The organism is Roseateles chitinivorans, assembly GCF_002761755.1.
Classification (GTDB): domain Bacteria; phylum Pseudomonadota; class Gammaproteobacteria; order Burkholderiales; family Burkholderiaceae_C; genus Roseateles; species Roseateles chitinivorans.
Genome location: NZ_PEOG01000008.1, coordinates 1 through 24,499, shown reverse-complemented (window position 1 = coordinate 24,499; position 24,499 = coordinate 1). Strand labels below are relative to the sequence as shown.

Here is a 24,499-nt window from a genome sequence, read left to right as displayed (position 1 = left end):
TGCGGCGCTCGGCACGGTTTCACGATTCCTGCCGATTCCTGCGCGAGTCGCTGGCGTCATGCCCGTATCCGGCCGGTAACCAGCTGCGCGAGCGACGCCTGTCAGCGCGTCGGAGGGTCAGACCTTGCCCGATCCGCGCAGCACGTCCGAGGGTCAGGACTTGTCAGGCACGGACGGCCCCGACGACGCAGCAGCGGTGTCCTCGACGTCCAGCTCGACGCGATTGCGCCCGCCCTGCTTGGCGCGGTACATCGCCGCGTCGGCGCGTCGCAGCGAGTCCTCGACGCCGGCATCGTCGGCGCGCAGCAGCGTCACCCCGATGCTGACGGTGTACGAGATCGTCGCCGCGCCGCCGTCCTTCCCGTCGAGGGTCACCGGCGTGGTGGCGATGCGTTCGCGCAGACGCTCGGCGAAGCGGCGCGCGCCGGCCAGGTCGGTGTGGGCGAGGCCGATGACGAACTCCTCGCCGCCGAAGCGCCCGGGCAGGTCGACGTCCCGCGAGGCGTCCTTCAGCACCTGGGCCAGCGCGCGGATCACCGCATCGCCGGCGGCATGGCCGTGGCGATCGTTGACCTGCTTGAAGTGGTCGATGTCCAGCATCAGCAGCGCGGATGGCGTGCGGTAGCGCCGCACCGTGCGCAGCAGCGCGCGCAGGCCCTCCTCGGTCGCCATCCGGTTGGCCAAGCCGGTGAGACCATCGGTGCGCGAGCGCTGCTCGAGTTCCGCGTTGACCCGGGCGAGCTGCGTCACCAGCGCCTCGGTCGAGCGCAGCCAGCGCGACAGCGCCTGGTAACCGAACTGCGCCACGAAGAGCACGATCAGCGTGAACACCCAGAAGAACACCCAGGCGGTGCTCAGCATCACCCGCGACGCTTCCTCCAGCCGGCTCCAGTCCCCGCTGGCCAGCGCCGCGCGCAGCTGCAGCGAGCCCAGTCCGAGGCTCACCAGTCCATACCCCTGCACCGCCAGCACGATCGCGAACAGCAGGCCCAGGCCCATCGCGCGGCGACCACTGGGCGGCGGCGTGAACAGCGCCGGCCGGCGTGCGATCCAGCGCGAGAGCCGGGGCCAGGTCAGCGCCATCAGCGGCCCGCCGAGCAGCACGCTCTGCAGGAAGGCGCCCAGCCACCAGCCCTGCCAGATCGGCAGCTGGCGCTCGGCCGCCAGGTCCTGGCTGAAGTTCCAGATCAGCGCGCCGGCGGAGCTGAACACCGCGCCGACGAAGCACAGGGGCACGAAGAACAGCCAGGCGCGCAGGCTGCGCAGCCCGCGCGCCGCGCCGACGGCCCGGTAGCCCAGCGCGAGCACACCCAGCCCGAGCGGGTTGGCGCAGGCGAACACCGCCGCCCAGGCGGGCGCCATGCCTGCGTCGATCGCCAGCACGAAGGTCGCCGCCCAGGCGGGCACCGCGCCCCAGCGCCAGCCGAAGCACAGCGTCCACCACAGGCACAGCGGGATAGGCGGGTAGAAGGTCAGGAAGGCGGCCGCGCCGCCCAGGTCGACGGGAATCCCGGACCAGCCCTCGCGGACCGTGAGCAGGCCCAGCACGATGCAGGCGGCGACGGTCGCCAGCCAGCCGCCGAGCAGCCAGCGCCGCTCGATCGCCCGGCCCTCGCGCCACAGCGCCCGGACCGACAGGCTGCCCGGGGTCTCGGGCATCAGATCGGCCAGGCGCTGCAGCGGTTCCATTCAGCCCTCTGGCGAGGTCGGGCGGGTCCGCGCGCCGAAGATCGCCGAACCGACGCGCACCATCGTGGCGCCCTCCAGGATCGCGGCATCCATGTCGGCGCTCATGCCCATGCTCAGGGTGTCCATGGCCAGTCCGAGGTCCCGGTTGAGCGTGGCCAGCAGCCCGGCCAGCGCCCGGTGCGGCACCCGCTGCGCCTCCAGCGTGGCGGCCGGTTCCGGGATCGCCATCAGGCCGCGCAGCCGCAGCCGCGGCAGCGCGGCCACCGCGCGCGCCACCTCGGCCACCTCCGCCGGCGCCAGGCCGCTCTTGGACGCCTCGCCGCTGATGTTGACCTGCAGGCAGATGTCCAGGGGCGGCAGCGCCGCCGGCCGCTGCTCCGCCAGCCGCTGGGCGATCTTGAGCCGGTCGACGCTGTGCACCCAGTCGAAGCGCTCCGCCACCACCCGTGTCTTGTTGCTCTGCAGCGGCCCGATCAGGTGCCACTCGACGCAGTCGCGCAGGTCGGCCAGCGCCTCGATCTTGTCGACGCCTTCCTGCACGTAGTTCTCGCCGAAGCGGCGCTCCCCGGCCTCGAACGCTTCTCTCACATCCGTGGCGGGGAAAGTCTTTGTTACCACCAGCAGCGTGACGCTGTGCACGGGCCGCGACGCCTGCAGGCAAGCTCTCTCAATGCGGCCATGGAGCTGTTGTATGTTCTCGGAGATCGTCGCCATAATCGCCAACGCTTTTCCCTATCCCATGGACATCACCCAACTGCTGGCATTCTCGGTCAAGAACAAGGCCTCCGACCTTCACTTGTCCGCCGGTCTGCCCCCCATGATCCGCGTCCATGGCGACGTGCGCCGCATCAACGTCGAGGCCCTCGAGCACCGCCAGGTGCACGACATGGTCTACGACATCATGAGCGACGCCCAGCGCAAGACCTACGAGGAGACGCTGGAGTGCGACTTCTCGTTCGAGATCCAGGGCCTGGCGCGCTTCCGCGTCAACGCCTTCAACCAGAACCGCGGCGCCGGCGCCGTGTTCCGGACCATCCCGAGCAAGATCCTGACGCTGGAGCAGCTCAACTGCCCCAAGGTCTTCGCGGAGCTGGCGATGAAGCCGCGCGGCATGGTGCTGGTCACCGGCCCGACCGGCTCGGGCAAGTCGACGACGCTCGCCGCGATGATCAACCACCTCAACGAGAACGAGTACGGCCACATCCTGACCGTCGAGGACCCGATCGAGTTCGTGCATGAGTCCAAGAAGTGCCTGGTCAACCAGCGCGAGGTGGGCCCGCACACGATGAGCTTCTCCAACGCGCTGCGCTCGGCGCTGCGCGAGGACCCGGACTGCATCCTGGTGGGCGAAATGCGGGACCTGGAGACCATCCGCCTGGCGCTGACCGCCGCGGAGACGGGCCACCTGGTCTTCGGCACGCTGCACACCTCGTCGGCCGCCAAGACGGTGGACCGGATCGTCGACGTGTTCCCGGCGGCGGAGAAGGAAATGGTCCGCGCGATGCTGTCGGAATCGCTGCAGGCGGTGATCTCGCAGACGCTGTGCAAGACCAAGGACGGCAACGGCCGCCTTGCGGCGCACGAGATCATGCTGGGCACCTCGGCGATCCGGAACCTGATCCGCGAGAACAAGATCGCGCAGATGTACTCCTCGATCCAGACCGGCAACAACCTGGGCATGCAGACGCTGGACCAGAACCTCACCGACCTGGTCCGCCGCAACATGATCAGCCCGGCCGAGGCCCGGCTGAAGGCCAAGTTCCCCGAGAACTTCCCCGGCTGACCCGACCCCAACGACAGACAAGACCGGGACCCGGGCGGCTGACCGACGGCGCCCCGGCATACAGGACAGGACCTCGCCATGGAACGCGATCAGGCCACCAAGTTCATCAACGACCTGCTGCGCCTGATGGTGTCGCGCAAGGGCTCCGACCTGTTCCTGACGGCGGAGTTCCCGCCGGCGGTCAAGGTCGACGGCAAGGTGACCAAGGTGTCGCCCCAGCCGCTGACCGGCCAGCACACGCTGCAGCTGGCGCGGGCGATCATGAACGACAAGCAGGCGGCCGATTTCGAGCGCACCAAGGAGTGCAACTTCGCGATCTCGCCGCAGGGCATCGGGCGCTTCCGCGTCAACGCCTACATCCAGCAGGGCCATGTCGCGCTGGTGCTGCGGACCATCCCGCAGACGCTGCCGACCGTCGAGTCGCTGGAGCTGCCCCCCATCCTCAAGGACGTGGTGCAGACCAAGCGCGGCCTGGTGATCCTGGTCGGCGCGACCGGCTCGGGCAAGAGCACCTCGCTGGCGGCGATGGTCGACCATCGCAACCAGACGACCTACGGCCACATCATCACGATCGAGGACCCGGTCGAGTTCGTCCACCCGCACAAGAACTGCATCGTCAGCCAGCGCGAGGTCGGCCTGGACACCGAGGGCTGGGAGCAGGCGCTGAAGAACACGCTGCGCCAGGCGCCGGACGTGATCCTGATGGGCGAGATCCGCGACCGCGAGACGATGGAACACGCCGTCGCCTTCGCCGAGACCGGCCACCTGTGCATGGCCACGCTGCACGCCAACAGCGCCAACCAGGCGCTGGACCGGATCATCAACTTCTTCCCGGAAGAACGCCGCGCCCAGCTGCTGATGGACCTGTCGCTCAACCTCAAGGCGCTGATCTCGCAGCGCCTGCTGCCGCGCCAGGAAGGCAAGGGCCGGATCGCGGCGGTCGAGATCCTGCTGAACACACCGCTGATCAGCGACCTGATCTTCAAGGGCGAGGTGGGCGAGATCAAGGAAATCATGAAGCGCTCGCGCGAGCTCGGCATGCAGACCTTCGACCAGGCGCTGTTCGACCTCTATGAGTTCGGCAAGGTCACCTACGAGGACGCCCTGCGCAATGCCGACTCGGTCAACGACCTGCGGCTGCAGATCAAGCTCAACAGCGAGCGGGCGCGCAGCGGCGATCTGGCGTCGGGCACCGAACACCTGACGATCGTCTGAGCGCGCGGGAGGGACACAATCGGCGGGTCTTCATCCACCCACCGACAGGTCCCTCCATGAGCAGCATCGGCCAGCGTTCCTACGAATCGACCCCTCCCCTGCGCGTCGCCTTCCTTGGCCTCGGCGTCATGGGCTTCCCGATGGCGGGCCATCTCGCCAAGGCGGGGCACGGGGTCGTCGTATACAACCGCACGCCCGCAAAGGCGCAGGCCTGGGTGGCCGAGTTCGGCGGGCAATCGGCCGCGACGCCTCGTGAGGCGGCCCAGGGCGCCGACATCGTCTTCTGCTGCGTCGGCAATGACGCCGACCTGCGCTCCGTCGTGCTGGGCGCCGACGGCGCCTTCGCCGGGATGAAGCCGGGCGCCGTCTTCGTCGACCACACCACCGCCTCGGCGGAAGTCGCCCGCGAGCTCGCGGCGGAAGCGACGCAGCGGGGCCTGCACTTCATCGACGCCCCGGTCTCCGGCGGCCAGGCCGGCGCGGTGAACGGCGCGCTGACCGTCATGTGCGGCGGCGACGAGGCGGTCTTCGGACGCATCCAGCCGATCGCGATGCACTTCGCCAAGGCGGTGACCCGCGTCGGCGAGGCCGGTGCCGGGCAGCTCGCCAAGATGGTCAACCAGATCTGCATCGCCGGCATCGTCCAGGGCCTGTCCGAGGCGATCGCCTTCGGCCAGAAGAGCGGGCTGCCGATGTCGCTGGTACTCGACGTGATCGGCAAGGGCGCCGCCCAGAGCTGGCAGATGGACAACCGCGGCAAGACCATGGTCGAGGACAAGTTCGACTTCGGCTTCGCGGTGGACTGGATGCGCAAGGACCTCGGGCTGGTGCTCGACGAGGCGCGTCGCAATGGCGCACGCCTGCCGCTGACCGCCCTGGTGGACCAGTTCTACGCGGACGTGCAGGCCGAAGGCGGCGGCCGCCTCGACACCTCCAGCCTGATCAAGCGGCTGCGCTGAACGGCGCTGAAGCGCCCCGGACCTCCCGCCGATCGGCGATCGGCGGCCGGCACGACGCAGCCGCCTCGCCCCGCTACGCCTCGCCCAGCGCGCGGGCGACCAGCTCGACCTGCTCCAGTTGATGGATGGCGTGCGATGAAGTCGCGCCCGAGCCGTTCGGCCGACGCGCGACGCAGCGCAGACGGACGTGCGACGGCAGCAGCTCGTCCATCTGCTCGCGGATGAAGGACCACGCGCCCTGCTGGCGGTGCTCCTCCTGCACCCAGGTGATCTCCACCAGCGACGGATAACGCGCCAGCAAGGTCGCCAGCGCCTCCTCCGGGAACGGATAGAACTGCTCGATCCGCGCCAGCGCCAGGTCCGCCCGGGCGACCGACCGCCGCCCGCGGTCCAGGTCGTAATACACCTTGCCGCTGCACAGCAGCAGGCGCTCGACCTGGCGCGGGTCCTCGACCGTCGTGTCGTCGATGACCGTCTGGAAGCTCCCTCCGGTCAGCTCGCCAATCTCGGCGTGCGAGTCTTTCTCCCAATAGAGCGTGCCCTTGGGCGACATCACGATCAGCGGCTTGCGCAGCGTGTCGAAGGCCTGCCGGCGCAGCAGATGGAACCATTGCGCCGCGGTCGACGGGCAGGCCACGCGCAGGTTGTCCTCGCCGCAGAGTTGCAGGAAGCGGCTCAGGTAACCGCTCGAGTGGTCCGGCCCGATGCCTTCGTTGCCGTGCGGCAGCAACACCGCCAGCGAGGAGGTATCGCCCCATTTCTCCTCGCCCGAGCTGATGTACTGGTCGACGAAGACCTGCGCCCCGTTGACGAAGTCGCCGAACTGCGCCTCCCAGATCGTCAGCGTGCGCCCCGCGCCGACGCTGTAGCCGTATTCGAAGCCGAGCACCGCCTCCTCGGACAGCGGCGAGTTGTGGATGTCGAAGCGGCCGCTGCGGCCGTCGCCGGCCGCCACCTGGCGCAGCGGCACGAACTCCGCCGCCACGGCGCCCTCGCCCGGACTGCCCCCGTCCTGCGAGGTCCAGACCGCCTGGCGGTGCAGGAAGGTGCCCCGGCGCACGTCCATGCCGGAGATCCGCACGTTCAACCCGCCCTGCAGGATGGTGGCGTAGGCGAGGTTCTCGGCGAAGCACCAGTCGGCGCGCAGCGGCGGCTCGGCTAGGCCCGCCATCCGCCGCCAGTGGTCGACCAGCGTGCGCACCATCGCATGCGGCTCGAAGCCGTCGGGCAGCCGCGTCATCGGGTCGATCAGCGCCTGCACGCCGGCCGCGTCGATGGCCGGCACCGTGCCGGGCCGCCGCAGCGGCGACGGCGTCTCGTCCTCCGCCGGCAGCGCGGGATCGGAGAACGCCTGGTGGGCCCGCACCCGGCTGTGCGTCACATGCGAGGCCATGTCGGTATCCGGCGGCACGACGCGGTCCGCGCGCAGCGCGGCGGCATAGCGGTCGACGATGGTCGGATGCGACTGCATCAGCGCATGGATGCGAGGCCGCGTCAGCGCCGGCACGTCGCTCTCCGAATGGCCGAGCCGGCGGTAGCCGATCAGGTCGATGACGATGTCGGAGCCGAAGCGCGCGCGCCAGGCCATCGCGATCGCGGCGGCACGCAGCGCCTGCTCGGGCTCATCCGCGTTCACGCGCAGGACCGGCGCGTCGATCATGCGGGTGACGTCGGTGCAGTACTGCGCGGGCCAGGCGCTCATCGGGTTGGGCTCGGTGAAGCCGACCTGGTTGTTGATGATCACATGCACCGTGCCGCCGACGGTGTAGCCCGGCTTGCCGCCCAGCATCAGCGTCTCCATCACCACGCCCTGCCCCACGAACGCGGCGTCGCCATGCAGCATCAGCGGCAGCACCAGGCGCCGGCCATCCTGGTCGGCGCGCTCGCGGCTCAGCGCATCCTGGCAGGCGCGCGCCAGACCGGTCAGCACCGGATGCACGCTCTGCAGATGGGACGGGTTGTGCGCCAGCGTCAGCGTCAGGCGGCCGCGCGGCGTGTCCAGTTCGCGTTCGCCGCCCAGGTGATAGACCAGGTCGGTATGGCGTTCCGGATGCGGCGACTTCGGGTCGAAGTGGTCGAGCACCCGCGCCGGCGGGAAGCCCATTAGGTTGACCAGCACGTTGACCCGCCCGCGGTGCGGCATGCCGAGGAAGATCCGCCGCACGCCGTGGCCGGCCGCCTCGGCGCAGAGCGCGTCCAGCAACGGGATCAGCGTCTCGTTGCCTTCCAGCGAGAAGCGCTTCGCATGCGGGAAGGCCTGGGCGACATGCTCCTCCCAGCCCTGCGCGCGGATCAGCCGGTCGAGCAGCGCGAGCCGCTCGGCCGCGCCGCCCGGCACCGGCGGCGAAGCCTCCATCTCGTGGTACAGCCAGTCGCGCCGAGATGCATCGCGCACCGCGCTCGCGTCCAGGGCCAGCCCGCCGCAGTAGATCGCCTTGAGCGCGCGGTCCAGGTCGCCGACGGTGCGTGCGCTCCACAGCGGTGCGCCGGCCGGCGACAGCCACTCGCCCGGCTGCAGGCCGAAGCACTGCGGATCGAGCAGCCCCGGGTCGGCGGGCCGCGACAGGCCCAGCGGGTCGAGCCGCGCGCTGCGGTGACCGTCACGACGGTGCGCCTCGATGAAGGCCAGCACCTCGGGCCGCCAGCGGGTGCCCGCCGAGGCGGATGGCGAGGCGGAAATGGATGCGGGCGCCGCCGCGCCCTCCTGGATCCTGTCGTTCATGCGAGTCGCTCCCTGGTGAGTCGACGAAGACGGCGCGGCGATGACAGTGCCGCGGGCACGGGGCGCGCCAGCGCTACAGCACGAAGGCGCGGACCGCGTTGTTCAGATGGGCGGCCTCGTCCTCCAGCGCCTTGGCCGAGGCGGTGCTCTGCTCGACCATCGCCGCGTTCTTCTGCGTGGTGTCGTCCATCTGCATGATGGCCATGTTGACCTGCTCGATGCCCATGCTCTGCTCCCGGCTCGATGCGCTGATCTCGGCGACGACGCCGCTGACCTGCTGGATGCCGGAGACGACCTGGTTCATCGTGGCGCCCGCCTGCTCGACCAACCGGCTGCCGGCGCCGACCTGCTCGCTGGACGCGACGATCAGGTCCTTGATCTCCCGCGCGGCGCTGGCCGAGCGCTGCGCCAGGGCGCGGACCTCCGAGGCGACGACCGCGAAGCCGCGCCCGTGCTCGCCGGCCCGGGCCGCCTCCACCGCGGCGTTCAGGGCCAGGATGTTGGTCTGGAAGGCGATGCCGTCGATCGTGCCGATGATCTCGCCGATGCGCTGCGAGGAGGCGGAGATCGAGCTCATCGTCGCGACCACCTCGCCGACCGCCTTGCCGCCCGCGCTGGCCACCTGCGACGCGGACGCGGCGCTGGCATTGGCCTGGTCCGCGTTGTCGGCGCTCATGCGCACCGCGGCGGTGAGCTGCTCCATCGCGGAAGCGGTCTGCTGCAGCGCGCTGGCCTGCGCCTCGGTGCGCGCCGACAGGTCGGCATTGCCCTGCGCCACTTCGCGAGCGGCGGCCGAGATCGTGTCCGCGCCCTGGCGCACCTCGGAGACGATCCGGTGCAGGCTGCGCACCATGTGCTGCAGCGCGGCGATCAGCCGGCCGATCTCGTCGCTGCTCTGGGGCAGCGGACGCAGCGTGAGGTCGCCCTTGGCGACGTCCTCCGCCAGCGCGATGGCGCCATGGATGCGCTGCGTGATCGAGCGCGTGATGCTGTACGCGGTGCCCACGCCCAGCAGCACGGCGACAGCGGCCACCACGCCCATCCACATCTTGGAGCGCTGCGCATCCGCCTTGGCCCGGGCGACGTCGTCGGCCATGGCCTTGGCCTGGTAATCGACCATCTTGTCGATCAGCGCGTAGTAGCGCACCTGCAACTGCGCCATGTCGCCCTGGTAGACGGCCATGGCCTCCTCGCGCTGGCCCGCCGCGACCAGGTCGAAGAGCTTGCGCACCGCCGCCCCGTAGGCTTTGCGGGCCTCCGACTGCTCGGCGAAGATCGCCTTCGCCTCGTCGGTGTTCAGCATCTTCTCGAAGCGCGCGAAGTTCTCGGTGTTGGCGGCGCGGACGAGGGCGTACTCGTCCATGTAGCGCTTGGCCTGCGCGGCGTCGGTGGCCATCAGCAGCCGGCCGATCACGATCACGCCGCGGTCGCCGACATTCTTGATGTCGTCGCTCACGGCGATCTGGGCGTAACGGTCATCGACCACCCGATCCATCGTGCCGCTGGTGCGATTGAGCACCGAAACGGCGACGGCCAGCACCAGCAGCAGCAAGGCGATCACGATCGCGAACGCGGCGGCCAGGCGCGTGCCGATCTTGAAGTTGGACAACGTCGGCATGTTCTTTTCTCCCTGAAAGCCCACGGTGAGTCCTGGACGGGGCAATGCGCAGGCCGGCAAGCGGCCGGATGGACCGGCACCGGACCCATGGGCGGAGCGGCGTGGGCAAGCCTCATGCCCACGGACCCGTGGCCCGCGTCATTGCGCGCGCCGCATCCTCAGGAAGGGCCGGCGCGACGCGCGTGTCCGCGCCAGAGCCTTCGGACGCGCGGCGCCGAGGCCGGGCATGCGGCTTGGCGGAGCGGGCGACTCGCGTGTTTGCTCACGCTTGTTCCGCAAAGGTGGCGATGTACTGGCAGGCCACGCGATCGGCATGGGCCACGGCCTCGTCGGGCGACGGAAACTCGTCCTCCAGCTCATGCCAGGCGGTGACGCCTGGCCGTCCGTCCTCCTCGCCCTTGACGACGAAGCGTCCCCGCCACGGCCCGGCTCCCTGCCCGAGCGCATCGAGAACATAGGTGCGGCCCCTGTGCTGGCGGACGGAATGCGTGGTCGTCATGGTCGGCAACGGTCGGACGGACGCTGGAATGCCGGGTCGACGGGCGCGAAGGGAGGCGCGCACGGACTCGGGTGACGCGGTGTCCGTGGTTGTACACCCTTGCTCGCTTCCCGGGAATGAAATCCTTGCGGTCGACCGGGCCCGCATCCCCTTGGCAGAGGAGGTCCGGCCGCCAGCGCATCTCGCGGAGCGTGCCGCGCCGCCTCAGCGCACCCGGTTCCGCCCGTCGCGCTTGGCGGCGTAGAGCGCGTCGTCGGCCTCGGCGATGAGGCTCTCCAGTCCGCGCTCGTCATCGGGCACGCAGGCGGCGACGCCCAGGCTGACGGTGATCACCGGCCCCACCGGCGAGGCCGGATGCGCGATCGCCAGCGACTCGATGCCGGCGCGGATGTGCTCGGCCACCCGATGCGCGGCGTCGCGGTCGGCGCCGGGCAGGAGCACGACGAACTCCTCGCCGCCGTAGCGCGCCGCGAGGTCGCCCGCGCGCCCGATCGAGGCCCCCAGCACGGCGCCGACCGCTGCCAGGCATTCGTCGCCCTTGAGGTGGCCCAGCTGGTCGTTGTAGCGCTTGAAGGCATCGACGTCCGCCAGCACCAGCGCCAGGGAAGTGCGGGCGCGGCGCGCGCGGCGCCATTCCTCCTCGGCCGCCTCGTTGAAGCGGCGGCGGTTGGGCAGGCCGGTGACGGCGTCGAGGAAAGACAGCTGCTTCAGATGCTCATTGGCCTGGCGCAGTTCCTCGGTGCGCTGGGCCACCAGGCGTTCCATCTCGACCTGGCGCCGGCGCAGCTGGCGCATCCGCAGCATCACGGCGCCGGCGAAGCCGCCGATCGCCGCCAGGCCCACCAGCAGGTGGAACCAGCCGGTTTCGTGGAAGCGCGGCCGCACGGTGACGGGCAGCGGCCGCTCCGCCTCGCGCCAGCGCTGGCCGTCGGCGGAGGCAGCCAGCCGCAGCCGGTATTCACCGTGCGACAGCGCGGGGAAGGTCAGCTCGCGATCCTGGCCCACGTCGGTCCAGCCGCGCGACAGGCCTTCCATCCAGAAGCGGAAGCGCACCCGGTCGGCTTCGCGCAGCGTGGAGGCCGCCAGGCTGACCGACAGCGCCACCGGGCCGGGCGGCAGGTCCAGCGGTCGGCCGTCCAGCGGCATCGGCACGCCGTCGACCTTGATCTGCTCGATGCGCACCGCCGGCGGCGTGCCGCCGCCGGGCAGGCGCTCCGGATCGACGACGACCAGGCCCGAGGACGACGGCAGCCAGGCGCGTCCCGCCGCGTCGATCGCGCCGGCGGCCTGCAGGTTGCCGGCGAAGCTGGTCGCGCGCAGTGCGTCGCCCGGGCCGAAGCCGACCGAGCGGACCTGCTTGAGCCGGCCGTCGATCAGGCCGTCCAGGTCGTCGCGCGCGACGCGGTAGAAGCCGCGGTTGCAGGTGATCCAGAAGTAGCCCGCGCGGTCCTCGAGCAGGACCTGCGCCAGCCCGTCCCAGAGGCCGTCGGCCGGACGGACCGCGCCGATCTTCCCGTCCTTGAGGCGATTGATGCCCTCGCCGTTCGTGCCGATCCAGAGCGCGCCGCTGGCGTCCTCCTTGAGCGCGATGACCCAGTCGGACAGCAGGCCGTCGGCGGTGCTGAAGTGCCGGGCCTGGCCGTCGCGCCAGCGCACCAGCCCCTGGCCGGTGGTGCCGAACCACAGCGTGCCGGCGCGGTCCTGCAGGATCGCGGCGACGCCCTCGTCGGGCAGCCCGCGAGCGCGGATCTGCTCGAAGCCGCGGCCATTGAAGCGGGCCAGCGCCGAGCGGGTGCCGACCCACACGGTGCCGTCGCGGTCCTCGTAGACGGCACGCACCTCGACGCCGGGCAGGCCGCTGTCCGGGCCGAAGCGCTCGATCCGGCCATCGGGCAGCCGTCGCGCGACGCCGGCGGTGTAGGTGCCGATCCACAGCGTGCCGTCGCGCGCCTCGTGCATCGTCGAGACCTCGTCGGACGGCAGGCCGTCGGCCTGGCGCAGCGTCGTGATGCGGCCGCCCTGCAGGCGGTTGATGCCGCCGCCGGCGGTCGCGGCCCAGATCGCGCCGTCGCGCGCGGCGACGACGGAACGGACGTTGTCGTGGCTCAACCCCTCGGGCGTGCCGATCGGGGTGAAGGCCCGGTTGCGCAACCGGTTCAGGCCGTCGACCCAGGTGCCGACCCAGAGGCTGCCCTCGCGATCCGCCATCAGCGACCAGATCTGGGCACCGGCGAGGCCGCCGGCCGGGCCCGGCCCCGCGGAGATGGTGCTGAAGCGCCCGTCGTGGAAGCGACTGACGCCGGCCCCCCAGCTGCCGATCCACAAGTCGCCGCGGAGGTCGCGGGCGAGCGCGGTGAGGTGGTCGCTGGGCAGGCCGTCGGCGGTGGTGTAGACACGCATGTCCGGCCGATCGACCGCCTGCAGGCGCACCAGCCCGCCGCCGGCGGTCGCGGCCCAGATGCCGCCGGCCGGATCCGGCAACACGAAGCGCACCTGCGGATGCGGGAAACCGGTCGACGCGTCGAAGACGTGGAACTTGCCGTCCGGTGTCATCGCGAACAGGCCGGCGCCGGTGGTCGCGATCCAGAGCGTGCCGGCGCGATCGAAGGCGACGGTGCGCAGCCGCGCGGCGGGCAGGCCGTCGGCGGCACCGAAGGTCTTGACCACGCCGTCCTTCCAGCGGACCAGCGCGCCGTCGCCCGCGGCCCAGATCGCGCCGGACGGGTCTTCGGCAAGCGACCAGATCCGTCGGCCGCCCGCCTGCGTCTTGGAGATCGCCGCGCTGAAGCGTCCCTGCGCATAGACGGCGACGCCACCGGGATGCCCGATCCACAACCGGCCCTGGCGGTCCTCCAGCAGCGCGAAGACCGGCTGCGAGGCGACGTCCGGTGCCTGCGCGGCATCGAAGCTGACGAAGCGCTTGCCGTCGAAACGGGCCAGCCCGCCGGCGGTACCGATCCACAGGCCGCCGTCACGCGATTGCAGCAACGCCTGGACCGTGTTGAGCGGCAGGCCCTGCTCGGTCTGCCAGAGATCGATCTTGTATTGGCTGACCTCGCGGACCGGATCCGCCAGGTCGCCGGGGACGATCGCGCTGGCGGCGGCAGCCGGATGGCTCGCCGCGCTCGCTGCCGCGACCGGCGCCGCAGCCGCCGGGGCAAGCGCGGCAGCCAACAGCAGCGCCACCGCCGCGACCGCGCGTCGCAGAGACGCGGACGGCACGGAATCGGCGGGGACGGTGGGGGCGGACCGGTCGGATGTCATGGGCGGAATCGCCGATTGTGACTGTTACTGGCGTTTCCACCGCGCCGGCGCGTGCGGCACCGCGCGGTTTGTGTGAAGCCGTGCCGGGCGCCAGGTGAGCACCCGGGCCGCTGCGGCGGCCATGCTCATCGCGCGGCCACGATACGGTCCCACGACAGCCCGAACTTCAGCAAGTACTTGCGCAACCGGTCGGCGTCGTTCACCACGCTGCGGGCCTGGCGGCTGGCCTGGAACAACTGCCGCCCGGCCTCGGACAGCGACGACGACGACGCGCACACGCCCAGGACGGCGCTGAGCTGCAGGCGGTCGAACAGGTCCATCGCCGTCAGCCGGTCCGCATCGAACAGCGCCGCCAGCAGCGCTTCTCCCGCGCTCTCCGTGCTGCCGCGCGCCACACCGCCTTCCCGTTCCCACAGCCACTCGAGCCGCTGGATCTCGGCCTCCACCAGCGGCAACCCGATGCGCCCGCCCTCGGCCAGCGTCACCAGGCGGGTCACCGAGGCGGACAGGTCGCGGAAATTGCCGCTCCACGGCGCCTGCGGCGATTGCGCGAAGCCGAGGTACCGCGCCTTCGCCTCCGCGTTGAAGCGCACCGCGCGGCCGCTTTCCCGGCCGATCTGCTGCACCAGGTGATCGACATGAGGCTCGAGGTCCTCGGGCCGGTCGCGCAGGCCGGGCAGGCTGTAGGTCCACAGATTGATCCGCGCGAATAGGTCGTCGCGGAAGCGCCCGGCGGCCACTTCGGCCCGCAGGTCGCGGTTGGTGCCGGCAATCAGCTGGAAATCGCTTGCCACCTCGCGATCCGCGCCCACGGGCAGGAAGCGCTTCTCCTCGATCGCCTTGAGCAGCATGGCCTGCTCGTCCAGGCCCAGCTCGCCGATCTCGTCCAGGAACAGCAGCCCGCCGTCGGCGGTGCGCAGCAGCCCGGCGCGGTCGGCCATCGCGCCGGTGAAGGAACCCTTCTTGTGGCCGAACAGCGTCGACGCCGCGCCGTCGCCACGCAGCGTCGCGCAGTTGACCTCGACGAAGGGCCCTTCGAGCTGATGCCGCGACTGTTTGAGTTCGTACATCCGCCGCGCGAGGAAGGACTTGCCAGCGCCGGTCGGCCCCGCCAGCAGCATCGGCGCCCGCGACTGCATCGCCACGCGCTCAATCTCCTCGATCAGCTGGTTGAAGCGGGCGTTGCGGGTGGCGATGCCGCTCTTGAGGAAGGCGACGGCATCATGCTGCTCGGCCTGGAAGCGCTGCGCGATGCGGTCGTAGCGGGAGAGGTCCAGGTCGATCAGCGTCATCGAGCCCATTTCGCCCTCGCGCTGCTTGCGCGGCGGCGAGGTCTGCAGCAGCACGCCGGGGATGAAGCGGGCCTCGACCATCAGGAACAGGCAGATCTGCGCCACATGCGTGCCGGTGGTGATGTGCGCCCAGTACTCCTCGCGCGTGGTGTCGAAGCGGTAGCCGCGCACCCAGTCATAGAGCGTCGCGTAGACCTCGCCGAAATCCCACGGGTCGTCCAGCGGCATCGGGATCAGGCGCACTTCGGTCTCGGGCGAGAGCTTGGCGATGTCCTCGCTGAGCAGCCGCGCCAGGGACAGATGCTGGGGGGCGTGGAAGAGCTCCAGCCGATGCACCACCACGTCCGGCTGCGCCACCAGCGAGATGGTCGGCCGCCACTTTTCCCACCGTCCCGCCCCTAGCCCGCCATCCAGTTGCGAGCCGATGTACCCGATCACCACATGCTTCTTGGCCATGCGACGAAGTGTAGTCGCGACCTGACCTCGCACTATCTTTTCGGATATCCGTTTATCCAAATATCTAAATCACGCCGGCTCATCGGATGAATGCAGGCCGGCAGCAGGACCGCGTCAAGAAGGGAATTTTCCTTTTCATTCAATGGCTTGCATCGCTCTGAAACGCTGCGTGGCAAGACCTGGCACAGGCGTTGCAATGAAGAAGGTGCGGCGCCTGTGTGCCGCCCCCGGGGAGCCGTGGCGGGGCTCGAAAAAGACCGCCGTGAGAATCGATCACCGAAGAGAACGCAAGGAGCCTGGCCTGGGCCGGCTCAAGGAGAGCAGCATGAAGAACTACAACGAGATGGAAGTCGCCGGCGGCGTGCCGGTGAAGATGTGGACGCAGGGCGTGCCTGTCGAGGACGAGGCCCGCCAGCAGCTGGCCAACGCGGCCAGGCTCCCGGTCGTCTTCAAGCACATCGCGGCGATGCCCGACGTGCACCTGGGCATCGGCGCGACGGTGGGCTCGGTGATTCCGACGCTGAAGGCCATCATCCCGGCCGCGGTCGGCGTCGACATCGGCTGCGGGATGATGGCCTGCAAGACGACGCTGCGCGCCGAGGACCTGCCCGACAACCTGGCGCCCCTGCGCTCGGCGATCGAAGCCGCCGTGCCGCACGGCCGCAATCCCAAGGGTCGCGACCAGGGCGCGTGGGAGAACCCGCCCGACATGGTCGACGACGCCTGGGCGGACCTCGCGCCCGAATTCGCCGAGTTGTGCCGCGACTATCCCAAGCTCAGGAACACCAACAACCACAAGCACCTGGGCACGCTGGGCACCGGCAACCACTTCATCGAGGTCTGCCTCGACGAGCTGGGCTTCGTCTGGTTCATGCTGCACTCGGGCTCGCGCGGCGTGGGCAACGCGATCGGGACGATGTTCATCGAACTGGCGAAGAAGGACGCGATGCAGCATCAGGCCAACCTGCCGGATGTGAACCTCGCCTACTTCGAGGAAGGCGCGAAGTACTTCGGCGACTACGTGCGCGCGGTGAGCTGGGCGCAGAAGTTCGCCGAGACCAATCGCGAGGTCATGATGCGCCGCGTCATCGCGGCCGCGAAGAAGGTGATCGGCAAGCGTTTCGAGAGCCACATCGAGGCGGTCAACTGCCACCACAACTACGTGCAGAAGGAGACCCACTTCGGCCAGGACGTGTTCGTGACCCGCAAGGGCGCGGTGAGCGCGAAGAAGGGCCAGATGGGGATCATCCCCGGCAGCATGGGCGCGCGCAGCTACATCGTGCGCGGCAAGGGCAATGCGGAGAGCTTCGAAAGCTGCTCCCACGGCGCCGGCCGCACGATGAGCCGCACCGAGGCCAAGCGCCGCTTCACGCTGAAGGACCAGCGCGCCGCCACCGAGGGCGTCGAGTGCCGCAAGGACAAGGACGTCATCGACGAGATCCCGATGGCCTACAAGGACATCGACGCGGTCATGGCGGCCCAGCAAGACCTGGTGGAGGTGGTGCACACGCTGAAGCAGGTGGTGTGCGTGAAGGGGTGAACGGACGGCATGGGCGGCTTCCACCGCGCGTGCCGGACCGTCCAGGAGAACACGATGAACTGGAAGCACTGGTACCAAACGCTGAGGGAGAGGCCCGCCGACACCTGGGACGCCTCTGCCTGGATGACCCACCTCGACGCGCCGAGCGGCTTCGAGCGTGAGGAAGCGACTCGCGCGCTGATGCGACTGCGCGCGCCGGAGGCCCTACCCGGTCTGATGAAGCGGCTCAATGACTGGGTGCCGCAGGTGCGCGCCGCGGCGCGCGAGGCGATCCATGTCTATCTGGACGATGCGTTGCTGGCCGCATGGCCCGCGGCGTTGCCAGGGCTGGCTCATCTGCTGCGCGCACGGCGTGCCGATCACGGACCCATGCTGTCGGCGATCGGCGATTTCCTCAGCCAACCGCATCGCGTGCGCGTCCTGCTCGCGCATCGACAAGCTGCGGCCATGCGGGAGCCGCTGGTCCTGCGCTGGCTCACCACGCTCGAATGGAACGCGGCGGACACCGCCACGCGCCAGGCGATGCTCTCGCTGCGCGTGGATGGCGCCGACATTGTCGACGCGCTGTGGGCTGTCCGGAACATTGACAGCCTGGACGGGCCTGCTGCGCGGACTGCCCTCTGGCTCAAGGCGCTCGACAGCCCCCACGGCCTGGTGCGCGCGCACGCGCTTCGCCGTCTGTGCGACGCCGCGTCGGACGTCGGCGCGGCGATGGCCATCCGATTCGCGCTTGACGGCAACCCAGGCGTCCGCGCCGTCGCACTGGCACAACTGCGCAAGTCCGGCGGCACCGAGGTCGTCAGCGACCTCGCGTTGACCCAACTGCAGGATCCATCGCGCGCGCCGCGCGGCGCCGTACCGGCCTTCCACTTCATGGCCGCCATCGACCACGACGGGACGCTCGCGCGCGCCGAGCAGTTGATGTCGCGCATCGGAGCAGACCGTCCGCGCGCGGCCTTGCGCGCGATCGCGCTGCAGCATCTGATCGGCTTCGCCAAGGGCGCCGCGAAAGATGCCTGGCTGCTGCGCGCGCTGCAGGATCCGTCGACGACGGTCCAGCGGGTGGCCGTGGCTGCGGTGGAGAACGGCGCCGACGCGCCCGCGCCTGAGGTGCTGTGGCCAGTGATGCTGCATCACGGCACGCCGAGTGCCTTCCAGCGGGGACTCCGCATCCAGCGGCATTGGGGCATCTGGGTGCAGTTCGCGGCCTTGCTGAAGCTCCTGGGGACGATCCCGCCCGGCGTGTACCACGAGCGCCTGCCCCTGGCGCTGGAGCGATGGATGGACCTGACACGGCGCGGCGTCATGCCGCCGCCCGAGCCGCAAGCCTCCGAACTGCGCTCGCTGTGGGCGGCCAGCGCGGATGCCATGCCGCGGCGGCTGCGGCGCCGGATGGACTTCGAGCTGAGCGGCATCGGCCTGCTGCCCGCGCCGCGTTGAGCCGTACGTGCCGCACCGGCGGCGATGCGCGCGACCTCGACAGGAACAACGAGAACACGAGAGCAACAAGGACCAGGGCGCCCTGGGGTGTCCGGAAAGATGATGACGACGAGGAGAACATGATTGAACTGGATGGCGCGCACGGCGAAGGCGGCGGGCAGATCCTGCGCACGGCGCTGGCGCTGTCCATGTGCACCGGCACGCCGCTGCGCATCGACCGCATCCGCGCCAAGCGGCCCAAGCCCGGCCTGATGCGCCAGCACCTGACCTGCGTGCTGGCGGCGCAGGAGGTGTGCGGCGCGACTGTCGTCGGCGCCGAACTCGGCGCGCAGACGCTCGAGTTCCGCCCCGGCCGCGTCCATGCGGGCGACTACCGCTTCGCCGTGGGCACCGCCGGCAGCTGCACGCTGGTCCTGCAGACCGTGCTGCCGCCGTTGATGCTGGCCGACGGTCAGAGCCGCCTGCATCTGTCCGGCGGCACGCACAACCCGATGGCGCCGCCCTTCCACTTCCTGCAGCGCAGCTTCGCGCCGATGGTGCGGCGCACCGGCGCGCAGCTGGACCTGATGCTGCGCCGCCATGGCTTCTTCCCCGCCGGCGGTGGCGAGATCGAAGCCGTGATCACGCCCGCCGACGGCGGCCTGCGCCCCTTCGACCTGCTGGAGCGCGGCGCGTTGCTGGAAGCCTTCGGCGAGGCGCTCGCGCCGGCGCTGCCGCGTGGTGTCCCCGGGCGGGAGCTCGAGGCCCTCGGGCGCCTGACCGGCTGGGACGTGCAGCAGCTGCGCGTCGTGTCGGCGCGTCAGAACGAGGGACCGGGCAACGCGCTGATGCTCACGCTGGCGCACGAGTTGGTGACCGAGGTCTTCGTCGCCTTCGGCGAACGGGGTCTGTCGGCTGAGGACGTCGCGCGCCAGGCCTTCGCCGAGATGCGTGCCTATCAGGCCTCCGCGGGCGCGGCAGGCCCGCATCTGGCGGACCAGCTCGCGCTGCCACTGGCCCTGGCCGTCGCGGGGTCTGGCCAGCCGGCCGCGTACACCTGCACCGAGCTGACCGAGCACAGTCGCACCAATTTCGCGGTCATCGAGCGCTTCCTCGATGTGCGCTTCGACACGCGGCTCGAAGTCTCGCGCGCCGGCAACCAGTGGCGCGTAGACGTGCTGCCTGGAGTGGCCTGAACGCGGCGCCGGTACACCGCCGGCCCATGAACCCGCGACGACACGCGAAGCGCGCGTCGCGTCACAATCCCGCACCGCGCCCGACGAAGGCGCCGCCATCGCATCGCGCCCTCCCGGGCGCGATGTCCGTTTCCGACACAACGCAGGTCCCCGCGATGAGCCCAATGAGCCCCGCCCTTCCGCTGCAGCAGCACCTCCCGATGACCAGCCGCCTCGCCTACGGCTGCATGGGCCTGGGCGGCGGCTGGGATCGGCGCCCCTGGACCGAAGCCGACGTCGACCACGCCCAGGCCTGCGTCGAGGCCGCGCTGGACATCGGCGTCACCCTGTTCGATCACGCCGACATCTACACCTTCGGCAAGGCCGAATCGGTCTTCGGCGCGCTGTTCAAGCGTCAGCCCTCGCTGCGCGAGCGCGTCGTGCTGCAGAGCAAGTGCGGCATCCGTTTCGCCGATGCCGACGGCCCCAAGCGCTACGACCTGTCCGGCGGCTACATCGTCGAGGCGGTCGAGGCCAGCCTGAAACGGCTGGGGACCGAGCGCCTGGACATCCTGCTGCTGCATCGCCCCGATCCGCTGATGCAGCCCGACGAGATCGCCGAGGCCTTCCGGCTGCTGCGCGATGCGGGCAAGGTCGCCCACTTCGGCGTGTCCAACATGAATGCCGGCCAGATGGCCTGGCTGGGCCACGCGCTGGCGCAGCCGCTGGTGGTCAACCAGCTGGAGCTGGGCCTGGGTCATCTGGAGCCGCTGGACGCGGCCACCTGCTTCAACGACCGCCAGGCCGGCGCCCGCCCGGGCGCGCTGGCCTGGGCCGGCACGATGGAACATTGCCAGCAGCACGGCATCCAGCTGCAGGCCTGGAGCGCGCTGGCTCGCGGCCGCTTCAGCGGCGAGACCGCGCAGGACCCCGCCGATGAAGCGGCGCGCACCCTGGTTCGGGAACTCGCCCAGCGACACGGCGTCAGCACCGAAGGCATCCTGCTCGCCTGGCTGATGAAGCACCCGGCGCGGATCCAGCCCGTCATCGGCAGTGCCAATCCCGAGCGCATCCGTGCCTGCGGCGATGCGCTGCGCGTGCAGCTCAGCCGCGGCGAGTGGTACGCGCTCTACGAAGCGGCCCGCGGCGCGCCGCTGCCTTGATCGGACCGCCTCGGGCTCGGGCGCTCAGAAAGCCGCGCTGAGCTCGGTCACCAGCGCGGCGGCGCCGATCTCGCGCAGCGAGGCGAAGTTCTGTCCCGCCCACAGCGGCGAGAAGTCGCCACTGCCCTGGGCCTCCGCCTTCGCCCGCAGTGGCGCGATGCTCGCCGTCGCCAGCGGGAACCGGGGCGCCGCCTCGTTCAGCGGACCGACCTCGCGCATGACGCGATTGACGATGCCGCGCGCCGGACGTCCGGTGAAGAGGTTGGTCACCGCCGTGTGGTGGTGCGCGGGATCGCGCAGCACCGCGCGATGGACGGCGCTGGTGGTGGCCTCCTCGCACAGCAGGAAGGCGGTCCCCAGTTGCACCGCCGACGCGCCCAGCGCCAGCGCGGCGCGGATGCCGCGGACATCGGCGATGCCGCCGGCCGCGATGACCGGCACCTGCACCGCGCGCACGATCTGCGGCAGCAGCGCCATCGTGCCGGGCTGGCACGTCAGGTCGTCGCTGAGGAAATGCCCGCGATGGCCGCCGGCCTCCCAGCCCTGCGCGATCACGCCGTCGACGCCGTGGGCCTCGAGCCAGCGCGCCTCATCGACGGTCGTGGCGCTGCCCAGCACCAGGCTGCCCCATCCCTTCACGCGCGCGACCAGCTCCGGCGCCGGCAGACCGAAATGGAAGCTCACCACCGGCGGCTTGAACGGCTCGACCAGATCGGCGATCTCCGGGGTGAAGGGCTGCCGGCCGGGCCCTGCCGGAATCTGCGCGGCATCGATGCCGAATTCGGCGTAGTAGGGGCCGAGCCGATCGCGCCAGCGCGTCTCGCGGGCCTCGTCCGGCGATGGCGGCGTATGGGCGAAGAAGTTGACGTTGAACGGCTTGTCGGTGCCGTCGCGCAGCGTCTGCAGTTCCTGGCGCAGCGCCTCCGGCGTCAGCATCGCCGCGGGCAGCGAGCCCAGTCCGCCGGCGTTGCTGACCGCGATCGCCAGCCGCGCGTCCTGCACGCCGGCCATCGGCGCCTGGATCAGCGGCAGGCGGGTGCCGAGGAAGAACGGGGCGAAGGGCGCGCTGGAGGTGGGCATGGCGGCGGGTCCTGGAGTCGACGGAACGAGCCGCGATGATCGCGCAAGGGCAATCCCCCTGTCAGCCCTCGCCCAACTCGAAGGGCGGAATGCGGCGACCGTCGATGTCGGTGAAGCCGTACTCGGCGGCCAGATCGCCGACACGCCAGACGCGGCCGCTGCGCGCCATCACCGCCGGGTCCGTCGCCAGCGCGACGACCGCGCGGCCGACATAGCGCGGCGACTCGGTGCCCGCCAGCTCGGGCCGCTCGCGCCAGTGGTCCTCGTCGGTGCGATGGCCGGCGAGCACGAACTCGGTGCGCATCCAGCCCGGCGACACCGCCACCGATGCCACCCCGTGCGGCTTCAGGTCCTGCGCCATCGCACCCGCCAGCCGCGTCATCGTCGCCTTGGCCAGGTCATAGATCAGGTTGCCCTTGAGGAAGCGGTCGCGGTCCCAGAAGGTGGTCGTGACGATCAGGCCGGTGCCGCGCGCGATCATCAGCGGCGCCGCGGCGCGGCTCGCCAGCAGGTGGTTGCGCGCGCCGCGGTCCAGCATCGCGTCCCACTCGTCCATCGAGCGCTCCCAGAACGGCGCGTCGAAGACGCCGCTGAAGACCTCATGCCCGCCCCAGGCGTTGTTGACCAGCAGGTCCAGCCGGCCCTGCTCCGCCTGCACGCGCTCGAACAGCGCCCGCACCTGCGCCTCGTCGGTGTGATCGCAGCGCGCGGCGATGCCGCGGCCGCCGAGCGCCGTGAGTTCGTCGGCGGTGTCGTCGACGCTGCCCGGGATGCGGTCCAGGCCCGACAGCGCCTGGATCCGGCCGTACTGCGTCGCCGGTTCGGCCCGGGTGCTGCGGCCGGTGACGTAGACCGTCGCGCCGGCGGCGCCCAGTTCCAGTGCGATGCCCCGGCCGGCGCCCCGGCTCCCGCCGGTCACCACGGCCACGCGGCCGGCCAGCGGCCGATCGGTCCGTCCTGTGCTCATGTCGTCTCCCGTTGCTGCGAGCGGAAACGATACGCGGCCCTCGAAGGGCCACGTGTCCGGTCTTGTCAGCAGACAGGGCGCGAACGCCCGGCCAACTCGCGCCATGGCGCCCAAAAAGGGCCAAAGGCGCCCGGGCGTCGTCGGGGGTTCGGGGGCTTCCCCCGGCTCACTTGCAGGTGAAGCTCTTGGCGTTCACTTCCTTGACGTTGCCCGTGCCGCAGGTAGCAGTGGCCTGGTCGCTCATCCTGCGGACGTCGTCCATGCGCTGGGTGCTGGCCTCCGTCGAGTTGGGCGCGATCACGCAGCCGGTGCTGAGCACGGCGGCCGCGGCGGCCAGCAGCAGGGTCAGGGGACGGATGGCGGAAGCGGTCATGACAGGGTTTCCCTCTCAGGTGTTGGAATCGGGCGCAGTCTAGGGACCCGCCGCCGTCGCCCAAGGCGCGACCGACAGGCCGTCGTGCGGGACGGACGAACTGCGCCGCCGCGCGACAGGCCGGGGAACCGGTCTCACGGTCGCGCCAACGCCTCCACCGGATCCAGCCGCGCCGCGCTGCGCGCGGGCAGGAAACCGAAGACCACGCCGATCAGCGAGGACACCGCGAAGGCGCCGGCGATCGCCGTCATCGAGACGATCATCCGGAAACCCGCGGCCGCGGCGAAGTGGTTGAACAGCAGGCTCGCCCCGATCGCCAGCGCCACGCCCAGCCCGCCGCCGATCAGGCAGACCAGCACCGCCTCGATCAGGAACTGGCGCAGGATGTCGCTCTGCCGCGCGCCGACGGCCATGCGCACGCCGATCTCGCCGGTGCGCTCGGTCACCGACACCAGCATGATGTTCATCACCCCGATGCCGCCGACCAGCAGCGAGATCAGCGCGATCGACGAGATCAGCAGGGTGATCGTCGCCGTCGTCTGCTCCACCGTCTGGCGGATGCTGTCGGTGTTGAACAGGAAGAAGTCGGTCGCGCCATGGCGCTGCGTCAGCAGCGTCCGGATGCCCTGCTCCGCCGCCGCGTTGGGCACCGCGTCGCTGACCCGCACGGTGATGCTGCGCAGGTAGTCCTGGCCGGTCATGCGGCTCATCGCCGTCGTGTAGGGCACCCAGACATTGATCGCGTCGTCGTTGCCGAAGGCGCTCGCCTTCCTGGCGGTGACGCCGACGATGCGTACCGGCACGTTGCCCAGCAGGATGACCTCGCCCAGCGCCGGCTCGCCGTTGGGGAACAGCGTCTTGCGCGCGTTCTCGTCGATCACCGCGTCCTGGGCCCGCGAGCGCACCGCCGCCGCGTCGAAGGCCCGGCCCTGGGCCATCGTGTAGCCGCGCACGCGGAAGAACTGCTCGCCGACGCCGGTGACGGTCGCGCTGACGTCGACGTTGCGATAGCGCAGGCCCGCGGCCACGCCCACCGACGGCGTCACGCTGTCCACGTAGTCGAGCTGGGCCAGCGCGTCGGCGTCGCCTGCCCGCAGCGTCCGGATCGCACCGGCCCGCCGGTCGCCGAAACCCTCGCCTGGCATGACGTCGATGGTGTTGGTGCCCATCGCGCTGATGTCGGCCAGCACCTTCTCGCGGGTGCCTTGCCCCAGCCCGACGACCGACACCACCGAGGCGATGCCGATGATGATCCCCAGCATCGTCAGCAGCGTGCGCAGGCGAT

Annotated in this window: 18 protein-coding genes; 7 read left to right on the top strand and 11 right to left on the bottom strand. The window is 70.7% G+C overall.

Annotated elements, in window-relative coordinates; all coding sequences use genetic code 11:
• Positions 1-153: 153 nt before the first annotated feature.
• On the bottom strand, positions 154-1,689 hold the full coding sequence (locus CS062_RS03080; protein ID WP_099860001.1) for a sensor domain-containing diguanylate cyclase: 1,536 nt from the start codon (positions 1,687-1,689) through the stop codon (positions 154-156).
• Positions 1,690-2,403, bottom strand: coding sequence for a YggS family pyridoxal phosphate-dependent enzyme (locus CS062_RS03075; RefSeq protein WP_099860000.1), 714 nt, complete (start codon positions 2,401-2,403; stop codon positions 1,690-1,692).
• A 25-nt stretch (positions 2,404-2,428) separates the two neighbouring features.
• Between CS062_RS03075 and CS062_RS03070 the strand changes: the two genes are divergently transcribed.
• The 3 genes from CS062_RS03070 (at position 2,429) to CS062_RS03060 (ending at position 5,646) form a co-directional block, all read left to right on the top strand.
• Positions 2,429-3,472, top strand: coding sequence for a type IV pilus twitching motility protein PilT (locus tag CS062_RS03070; protein WP_099859999.1), 1,044 nt, complete (start codon positions 2,429-2,431; stop codon positions 3,470-3,472).
• A 78-nt stretch (positions 3,473-3,550) separates the two neighbouring features.
• On the top strand, positions 3,551-4,687 hold the full coding sequence (locus CS062_RS03065; protein ID WP_099859998.1) for a PilT/PilU family type 4a pilus ATPase: 1,137 nt from the start codon (positions 3,551-3,553) through the stop codon (positions 4,685-4,687).
• A gap of 56 nt (positions 4,688-4,743) precedes the next feature.
• Positions 4,744-5,646, top strand: a complete 903-nt coding sequence (locus CS062_RS03060) for an NAD(P)-dependent oxidoreductase (RefSeq protein WP_099859997.1) — start codon at positions 4,744-4,746, stop codon at positions 5,644-5,646.
• A gap of 73 nt (positions 5,647-5,719) precedes the next feature.
• Here the strand turns inward: CS062_RS03060 and CS062_RS03055 are convergent, their stop codons facing one another.
• The 5 genes from CS062_RS03055 to rtcR form a co-directional block, all read right to left on the bottom strand.
• Positions 5,720-8,368 carry a 2-oxoglutarate dehydrogenase E1 component gene (locus CS062_RS03055; RefSeq protein ID WP_099859996.1) on the bottom strand — a complete coding sequence of 883 codons (2,649 nt, stop codon included), beginning with the start codon at positions 8,366-8,368 and terminating at the stop codon, positions 5,720-5,722.
• A 73-nt stretch (positions 8,369-8,441) separates the two neighbouring features.
• Positions 8,442-9,986, bottom strand: a complete 1,545-nt coding sequence (locus tag CS062_RS27245) for a methyl-accepting chemotaxis protein (protein WP_099859995.1) — start codon at positions 9,984-9,986, stop codon at positions 8,442-8,444.
• A gap of 262 nt (positions 9,987-10,248) precedes the next feature.
• On the bottom strand, positions 10,249-10,485 hold the full coding sequence (locus CS062_RS03045; RefSeq protein WP_099859994.1) for a hypothetical protein: 237 nt from the start codon (positions 10,483-10,485) through the stop codon (positions 10,249-10,251).
• A gap of 204 nt (positions 10,486-10,689) precedes the next feature.
• A complete protein-coding gene (locus CS062_RS03040) occupies positions 10,690-13,707 on the bottom strand; it encodes a two-component regulator propeller domain-containing protein (RefSeq protein ID WP_143742238.1) in 3,018 nt (1,005 codons plus the stop codon).
• 167 nt (positions 13,708-13,874) lie between these two features.
• Positions 13,875-15,497, bottom strand: coding sequence for an RNA repair transcriptional activator RtcR (gene rtcR, locus CS062_RS03035; protein WP_099859992.1), 1,623 nt, complete (start codon positions 15,495-15,497; stop codon positions 13,875-13,877).
• 325 nt (positions 15,498-15,822) lie between these two features.
• On the opposite strand from rtcR, the gene CS062_RS03030 reads away from it, so the two are divergent.
• The 4 genes from CS062_RS03030 (at position 15,823) to CS062_RS03015 (ending at position 20,794) form a co-directional block, all read left to right on the top strand.
• Positions 15,823-17,037, top strand: a complete 1,215-nt coding sequence (locus tag CS062_RS03030; protein WP_099859991.1) for an RtcB family protein — start codon at positions 15,823-15,825, stop codon at positions 17,035-17,037.
• 54 nt (positions 17,038-17,091) lie between these two features.
• Entirely contained in the window at positions 17,092-18,477 is a 1,386-nt protein-coding gene (locus CS062_RS03025; RefSeq protein WP_143742237.1) for a hypothetical protein, read from the top strand.
• Positions 18,478-18,596: 119 nt separating this feature from the next.
• Positions 18,597-19,652, top strand: coding sequence for an RNA 3'-terminal phosphate cyclase (rtcA, locus tag CS062_RS03020; RefSeq protein WP_099859989.1), 1,056 nt, complete (start codon positions 18,597-18,599; stop codon positions 19,650-19,652).
• Positions 19,653-19,816: 164 nt separating this feature from the next.
• Positions 19,817-20,794 (top strand): aldo/keto reductase, encoded by a 978-nt coding sequence (locus tag CS062_RS03015; RefSeq protein ID WP_099859988.1) that lies wholly within the window; start codon positions 19,817-19,819, stop codon positions 20,792-20,794.
• Positions 20,795-20,818: 24 nt separating this feature from the next.
• On the opposite strand, the gene CS062_RS03010 is transcribed toward CS062_RS03015, so the two are convergent.
• From CS062_RS03010 to CS062_RS02995, 4 genes are all read right to left on the bottom strand, one after another.
• A complete protein-coding gene (locus CS062_RS03010) occupies positions 20,819-21,874 on the bottom strand; it encodes an NAD(P)H-dependent flavin oxidoreductase (RefSeq protein WP_099859987.1) in 1,056 nt (351 codons plus the stop codon).
• A gap of 61 nt (positions 21,875-21,935) precedes the next feature.
• A complete protein-coding gene (locus CS062_RS03005; RefSeq protein WP_099859986.1) occupies positions 21,936-22,841 on the bottom strand; it encodes an SDR family NAD(P)-dependent oxidoreductase in 906 nt (301 codons plus the stop codon).
• A 166-nt stretch (positions 22,842-23,007) separates the two neighbouring features.
• Entirely contained in the window at positions 23,008-23,214 is a 207-nt protein-coding gene (locus CS062_RS03000; protein ID WP_099859985.1) for a hypothetical protein, read from the bottom strand.
• A 134-nt stretch (positions 23,215-23,348) separates the two neighbouring features.
• Positions 23,349-24,499 (bottom strand): ABC transporter permease (locus tag CS062_RS02995; RefSeq protein WP_143742236.1); only part of this gene is annotated, 1,151 nt, incomplete at its 5' end.